The sequence below is a fragment of the Candidatus Hydrogenedentota bacterium genome (assembly GCA_019695095.1).
Taxonomy (GTDB): domain Bacteria; phylum Hydrogenedentota; class Hydrogenedentia; order Hydrogenedentales; family SLHB01; genus JAIBAQ01.
In genome coordinates this window covers 1-7,485 of record JAIBAQ010000246.1, presented here as the reverse complement: position 1 = coordinate 7,485, position 7,485 = coordinate 1, and the positions used below count along the sequence as shown (strand labels likewise).

Here is a 7,485-nt window from a genome sequence, read left to right as displayed (position 1 = left end):
CCGTTGCCCGAGCCCGGCGAAAGCAAACGATCGATTCTGGACAGCTACACGAAAGAGCATTCGGCGGAATACCAATCGCAAGCGCTGATTGACCTGGCGTTCCGGCTTCGCGCGCGGATAGCGAATACTGACGATGTCGAGTCCGTGACCATTCACACGAGTCATCACACGCACTATGTGATCGGCACCGGGGCAAACGATCCTCAGAAGATGGACCCCAAAGCCAGCCGCGAAACGCTGGACCACAGCATCATGTACATTTTCGCCGTGGCCTTGCAGGACGGGCGTTGGCATCACGTGGACAGCTATACGCCCCAACGGGCAAGACGTCCAGACACGGTTCGACTGTGGCAAAAGATTCGGACCGTTGAAGACCCGGAATGGACGCGCCGTTATCACACCATCGATCCCGCGGAAAAGGCATTTGGGGGGCGCGTGGAAGTCAAACTGTCGAGCGGCGAAATCATCACGGACGAGTTGGCGGTCGCGAATGCACATCCCTTGGGCGCGCGGCCTTTCGGACGTTCTGACTACATCCACAAGTTCGAGACACTCACCGAGGGGATTGTCTCGGAGAAGGAGTGCCGCCGGTTCCTGGAAACGGTCCAGAACCTGCCGGACGCGAAGTGGAACGATTTTGGCGGCCTCACGGTGCAGGCTGATGCGGTGCGCCTGCAACGCAAGGCTCGAGATCATCGGGGGATTTTTTAGGGTGACGCGCAACGGGCATTGAGCCGAGAGCGTACGTTGGAGTTGAGGTTATGAAGCAATCGAAATCAGATCTATCGAAAGTGCGCATGGGTAGGCGCACGTTCTTGCGGCGCAGCGTCGCGGGGGCGGCCGCAATCACCGGATTCCCGATGATCGTGCCCGCATCCGCGGTGGGAGCCGGAACCGAGGTTCCTCCAAGCGAACGGATCACCATGGGGTGCATCGGCCTTGGGGGACGCGGCGGCAGCAATATGTCCGCATTTCTTGGTTTGCCCGATGTGCAAGTCGTGGCCGTTTGCGATGTAGACAAAGCGCATCGCGAGGCAGCCTGTCAGGGCGTAAACGCGCGGTACAAGAACGAGGACTGTAAGTCGTACAACGATTTTCGTGAAATCATCTATCGCGACGATATCGATACGGTTTGCATCAGTACGCCCGACCATTGGCACGCGGTCATGGTCAATATGGCCGCGCGTGCGGGCAAGGATATCTTCTGCGAAAAGCCTATTTCGCTGACGGTGGCCGATGGGCAAAATATGTGCCGCGTGGTGCGCGAATACGGACGTGTGCTTCAAACCGGCACGTGGCGGCGATCCCGGCCAATGTGCAGGCTGGCGTGCGAGATGATCCGCAACGGCCGCATCGGCGAATTGAAAGTAATCCACATCGGTTTGCCCATTGGTTATATGATCCAAGGTGGTAAGCAGGAAGATTTGGAGAAGCTCCAGCCTGTTCCTGAAGGACTCGACTACGATCTGTGGCTGGGCCCGGCTCCGTGGGCTCCGTATGCACCGGGACGGTGCCATTTCAACTTCCGTTGGATCATGGACTATTCGGAAGGGTACATCTCCGACTGGGGCGCTCATTACTACGATATCGGCCAATGGGGCAATGGCACGGATTTGACGGGCCCCATATCTATTGAAGCGACGGGAAAGTTTCCTCGCACGGGCCTGTACGACGCTCCCATCGAACACGAAATCACGTTCACCTATAAGAACGGCGTGAAGATGGTCTCCACGGCAACCGCGGATACCACGAAGTGGGGGATGCGGTTCGAAGGGACCGAGGGTGAACTGTACGTGGAAAGCGACTTTATCCGGTCCAATCCCGAGTCAATCTCGAAATCGCAGATCAAGCCGGATGAGATTCGTCTGTATACAAGCGACGATCATCCCAGGAACTTCATCGAATGCGTCAAGACGCGCGGCGAGACAGCGGCCCCCATTGAGATTGCCCATCGTTCGGCCTCCATTTGTCACATCGCATCGATATCGTTGTTGCTAGGCCGTTCGCTGAAGTGGGACCCGGACACAGAGCGGTTCCCCGACGACGAAGATGCCAATCGTATGTTGTCTCGCGCGGCGCGGGCGCCGTGGCGAGTTTGAGTCCGTCAGCAACTAAACCCGGCCGGGCGGCCGTGCCGTCCACAGAGGAGTTGGATATGGAACGTAAGAAGGGGAGAGAAGACGTGAGGGGCAAAGGGCTATCCCGGCGTCAGTTTCTGGGACGTAGCGCCGCGGTGGCGGCAGGCGCTGTGGGATTTCCGTACATCGTGCCTGCATCGGCGTTGGGCCTCAACGGCACGGTTGCTCCGAGCAATCGAATTGTCATGGGGTGCATTGGCGTTGGCGGTCAGGGCACGTACAACATGACGGCATTTCTCGGGCAGCCTGATGCGCAAGTGGTCGCCGTCTGCGACGTTGACACCAAGCATCGTGCCGGAGCCAAGGAAAAAGTCGAGCAGACATATGCCGCTCAGAAAGCGGATGGCTCGTACAAAGGCTGCGACGAATACGGTGATTTCCGCGAACTATTGGCTCGCGAAGACATCGACGCTGTCACGATCTGCACGCCGGATTTCTGGCATCCCATCGTAGCCGTCGCGGCCGCGAAAGCAGGGAAGGACATGTACTGCGAGAAGCCGCTCGCCAATTCGATTGGCGAGGGACGCGCGGTGTGCAATGCGGTTGCGCAGTATGGCCGCGTGTTTCAGACCGGTAGCCACGAGCGCTCGCGCGATAACGCGCGTTACGCGTGCGAACTGGTGCGTAACGGCCGTATCGGCAAGCTGCACACCATTCGCTGTAACCTGCCTATCGACAATCACGCGCCAATTGGTCCGCAACCAGTGATGCCGGTTCCGGAAGAGCTTGACTACGACATGTGGCTTGGGCCTGCTCCGTGCGCTCCTTACACGGAGAAGCGATGCCACTTCTACTTCCGTTACATCCTCGATTATTCCGGCGGTGAAGTGACCGACCGCGGCGCGCATATCATCGACCTTGGACAACTCGGCAACAAGACCGATCATACCGGGCCGATCTCCGTTGAAGGTACGGGCGATTTCCCGCGCGATGGACTTTTCAATACGGCCATGGGCTATCACTTTGAATTTGAGTATGCGAACGGCGTGCGGATGATCTGTGAAAGCTCTGGCACGCGCGGCATCAAATTCGAGGGGACCGACGGATGGATTTTCATTTTCATCCACGGCGGCAACCTCAGTGCCAGTTCGCCGGCGTTGCTCAAAGAGATCATCGGTCCCAATGAAGAGCATTTGGGCCGGAGCCCGGGACATCACCGTGACTTCCTGAACAACGTGAAGTTGAGAGGGACGACGTTTGCCCCGCCAGAGGTGGGTCATCGGACCGGCTCCATGTGTCACCTCGCCAACATCGCCATGAAGTTAGGCCGCAAGTTGCGGTGGGATCCCGACAAAGAGCAGTTCATTGGCGACGAAGAAGCTAACCGGAGAATCATGCCCTCGCTGCGCGCGCCGTGGCGGGTTGTCTAAGTCTGTAACGAAGAAGGATGTGAACCATGAACGGTCGCATGTGGAACCATAAAACACTACTGCTCCTGGCGGGCTTGCTGGCCCTGGGCTTCGTTGCGCCACTGGTGTCCGCGCAAGATGCCTCGATTGACGACACCATCAAGGCGATTGGCTCGTATGCATTTGGTCAGACCCGGGAACCCTTGTGCAAGGTCGAAGACCTGGTGCGCAATTCCTTGACGAATCCGGAGCAACGCGCCGTCGTCGAGAAGGGGTTGCTTGCCTTGCTTGAAGACGCGAACACGACGGATGACTGTAAGGACTTCGTGTGTCGTCAGCTTCAGTTCTTTGGATCGGACGAGAGCGTTCCGGTGCTTGCCAAGATGCTGACTACCGAGAAGTACTCGGATATGGCGCGTTACGCGCTGGAATCGAAGCCGGGCAGGTTGACTGACGACGCCTTCCTGGCCGCGCTGTCGCAGACGAGCGGCCGTACGCAGGTGGGCATCATCAATTCCCTGGGCGTGCGGGGATCGGCTGATTTCGTTGCGGCCCTTGCAGGTTTGTTGGGGTCCGGCGATAAAGCGGTTTCCGACGCGACGGCCTTGGCAATTGGACGCATCGGTGGCGACGCGGCAATCCAAGCGTTGACCAACGCCGAAGCCCAGGCTCCTGCTGAACTCAAGGTCTCTATCGCAAATGGGCTTGTCCTTTGCGCGCAGAAGCTGATGACGGAGGGGAAGAATCCCGAAGCGATTGCGCTGTGCGAAAAGCTTGTCGCGGAAACCTATCCGAAGCCCGTTCGCATTGCGGCGACCAAGGCATTGATTTCGCTGCAACCGGAGACGGCGGTGGAGAAATCGTTGGCGCTGTTGAAGGACGAAGATCTCGGCATGCGCGGCGTCGGTTCGCTTGCCCTTCGTAAGCTCGAAGGAACGAAAGTGACGACAGCCTGCGCCGACGCAGTTGCGGGCGCCGCGCCAGAAGTTCAGATCATTCTGTTGGCTATTTTGAAAGAGCGCGCGGACAAAGCCGCAATGCCTGCTGTGGTGTCTGCCGTTGGCAGCGCCGATCCCGAGGTTAAGGGAGCCGCCGTGCAGACGCTTGCAACGGTGGGCGATGCGTCCGCAATCGCATTGCTGGTCGAAACCGTCAATACTTCCGACGGCGACCTCGCAAAATCCGCTCGGGATAGTCTGGACTCGCTGCGTGGCGACGGCATCGACGAGGCCATGATGAAGGCGGTCGACACGGGCGATCCGAAGACGCGCGTGGAACTCGTGCGTAGCCTCGCGGCGCGCAATTGCACGGCAGCGCGTCCGTTCATTCTGAAGATGACACAGTATGGAGACGATTCAGTGCGCGCGGCAGCCTTTGACGCGCTGGGCGTGCTCTCGGACGGCACGACGGTGCCCGAACTTGCACAGCTTGTCGTCGCCATGGTAGGCAACAGCGCCCAGCAGTCGGCAGAAAACGCCCTTGTGACGGTGGCTCAGAAGATCGCGATGGATCAAAAGCCGTCGGCCGGTATCCTGGGCGTTTACCAATCATTGAAAGAGCGCAAGGCCGCCGCGGGCGCGCGCGCCGCGTTGCTGCGCGACATGGGACGCATCGGCGATCCCAGCGTGCTGGATGCGATTCGCGCCGCGAACGACGCGAAGAGCGAGCAAGTCGCCGAAGCCGCGCTTCGTGCGCTTGCCGAGTGGCCAACCCCTGAAGTCCTTGGCGATCTGAAGAAGATCATCTCGGGGACGCAAGACGAAACCAAGCGCGCCCTCGCGTTCCGCGGTTTTGCGCGTCTCCTGCGAGTGCCGAGCGATCGCGGCGTCGACGCGACGCTGGCGTTGTACGACGAAGGTATGAAGCTTGCCGCGAACGCCGACGAGAAGAAACAGTTGCTCGCCGGACTGGGTGAAGTGCACGACGAAAAGGCCTTGGCGCTAATCGAACCCTTGATGGCTGATGAGGCTCTCAAGGCGGAAGCGGGCCTTGCCGCCGAGAAGATCAAGAAGGCTATTCAGAAGTAGCTTTCGAAGGTTGATACAAGTCATGAATTGGCGGCATGCCTTCGGGTGCGCCGCCAATTTTCTTTGTAGGGCAACGACCCGGTATCGTCTCTTTCGGGGGATGACTCAGGACCTTGAACGATGTAGACTTTGAGCTCGGGGACATGCATTCCAGTCCCGGGGAATAACTTCAGACTGAAGGTGGCACGACCGTGATCAATCTATCTTTGCTTCTTGTAGCAATGTCGGCGCTGCATGGCGGCGCCGCGACTGACGATCTTCAATCCAAATTCCTGTCGCCTCCCGACAATACAAAGCCTCGATGTTACTGGTATTGGATGGATGGCCACATCACCAAGGAAGGCATCACCAAGGACCTTGAGATGATGCGGCGTGTCGGCATTGGCGAGGGCTACATTGGCGTCATCAGCGGCCAAAGCGGATTGCCCGCGACTCCCGATGCGGCAAAAGCGTTGTCCGATGAATGGTGGGGCTTCATTGAGCACGCTGTTCGTGAAGGCACGCGGCTCGGCGTGGACATCGGCTTGTTTAACTCGCCCGGGTGGAGCCAGTCGGGCGGTCCCTGGGTGACACCACAGAAGGCCATGCGCTACGTTACACTCCCCGAAAAAAGGCTGACGGGGCCGCAGCATTTCGAGGGCAAGCTGCCGGTGCCGCAAGGGGACTTCCAGGACATAGCCGTGTTGGCATTTCCGGTGCCAGAAGGCGAAGGCGTCGTGGCAAAAGAGACGGCGCGTACGCCCAACTCCATCACATTCGAATTGCCGGAGCCATTTACTGCACGCAGTATTACTGTATATCCCATCCAGAAGGTCAAGGTCACCGCGGAGTTGCAGTCCTCCACGGATGGCCAGCAATTCACGACGGTAAAGAAATTCGATATCGACCGTCATAACCTCGAAATCAATGTGGGCCCGGTTCCGCTGGCGCCAATCGTCGCATCGTTTCCTGCAACAGCGGCCCGCTACTTCAAACTGACTTTGTCGGAGGCGTGCGAACTGGGTGAAGTTCAGTTGTCGCCCGCCGCGCGTGTGGAGAGTTACGCGGAGAAGACCCTGGTCAAGATGTTTCAAGACCCGCTTCCGCCGTTCGATTTTTATTCATGGGCCGCACAACCTGAGGTGGACGCGGCGAACCTTGCCGTGAAGCCAGAGACGGTCGTCAATCTGACGTCACACATGTCGCCGGATGGAACACTAAAGTGGGACGTTCCGGCAGGAGACTGGATTGTGCTACGCACCGCCATGACCCCGACGGGCACGAAGAACAGTCCTTCGCCGCCGGAGGCCACCGGTCTTGAAGTGGACAAGATGAATCGCGCCGCGTTGAAGACGCACTTCGATTCGTATGTCGGCGAACTGTTGCGCCGGATTCCTGCTTCGGAACGCACGGCCTGGAAACACGTTGTGGCCGATAGCTACGAGATGGGTCCTCAGAACTGGACCGACGACTTCGCGGCTGATTTTTCTTCGCGATACGGTTATGACCCTATGCCGTGGATGCCGGTGTTGACTGGTCGAATTGTCGGTAGCGCAGACCAGTCCAATCGGTTTCTGTGGGACATGAGGCGCATGGTTGCGGATCGCGTGGCAAAGGACTATGTGGGCGGGCTGCGCGACTTGTGCAATGAGGCCGGGTTGAAAATGTGGCTTGAGAACTACGGGCATTGGGGGTATCCCAGCGAGTTCCTGAAGTACGGCGGATATTGCGACGAGATCAGCGGCGAGTTCTGGGTTGAAGGATCGCTGGGGACGATCGAGCTGCGCGACGCCGCTTCCGCGGCGCACATCTACGGAAAGCCCATTGTATGGGCAGAGGCGTTCACGGGCGGTCCGGCATTCGTAAATACGCCGCGCGATTTCAAAGCGCGTGGAGACTGGGCGTTTTGCGAAGGCATCAATCAGTTCGTGCTTCACGTTGTCATACACCAACCGTGGGATGACAAGAAACCAGGCATCAACGCGCCGTGGG

Annotated in this window: 5 protein-coding genes; all 5 read left to right on the top strand. The window is 58.8% G+C overall.

Translation table 11 applies throughout. The annotated features are described in order from the left end of the window. The coding region (locus tag K1Y02_23825) for an MmgE/PrpD family protein (GenBank protein MBX7259409.1) at positions 1-711 on the top strand (711 nt) is incomplete at its 5' end. A 50-nt stretch (positions 712-761) separates the two neighbouring features. Then, positions 762-2,099, top strand: a complete 1,338-nt coding sequence (locus K1Y02_23820; GenBank protein ID MBX7259408.1) for a Gfo/Idh/MocA family oxidoreductase — start codon at positions 762-764, stop codon at positions 2,097-2,099. Positions 2,100-2,155: 56 nt separating this feature from the next. Further along, positions 2,156-3,508 carry a Gfo/Idh/MocA family oxidoreductase gene (locus K1Y02_23815; GenBank protein ID MBX7259407.1) on the top strand — a complete coding sequence of 451 codons (1,353 nt, stop codon included), beginning with the start codon at positions 2,156-2,158 and terminating at the stop codon, positions 3,506-3,508. A 26-nt stretch (positions 3,509-3,534) separates the two neighbouring features. Next, complete coding sequence (locus tag K1Y02_23810; GenBank protein ID MBX7259406.1) at positions 3,535-5,514, top strand: HEAT repeat domain-containing protein; 1,980 nt, start codon at positions 3,535-3,537, stop codon at positions 5,512-5,514. 191 nt (positions 5,515-5,705) lie between these two features. Then, positions 5,706-7,485 (top strand): glycoside hydrolase family 2 (locus K1Y02_23805; protein ID MBX7259405.1); only part of this gene is annotated, 1,780 nt, incomplete at its 3' end.

Bases quoted from the DNA above. Each gene is read 5' to 3' on its own strand.
- K1Y02_23820 (MBX7259408.1), top strand. From the start codon at position 762: ATGAAGCAATCGAAATCAGATCTATCGAAAGTGCGCATGGGTAGGCGC.
- K1Y02_23815 (MBX7259407.1), top strand. From the start codon at position 2,156: ATGGAACGTAAGAAGGGGAGAGAAGACGTGAGGGGCAAAGGGCTATCC.
- K1Y02_23810 (MBX7259406.1), top strand. From the start codon at position 3,535: ATGAACGGTCGCATGTGGAACCATAAAACACTACTGCTCCTGGCGGGC.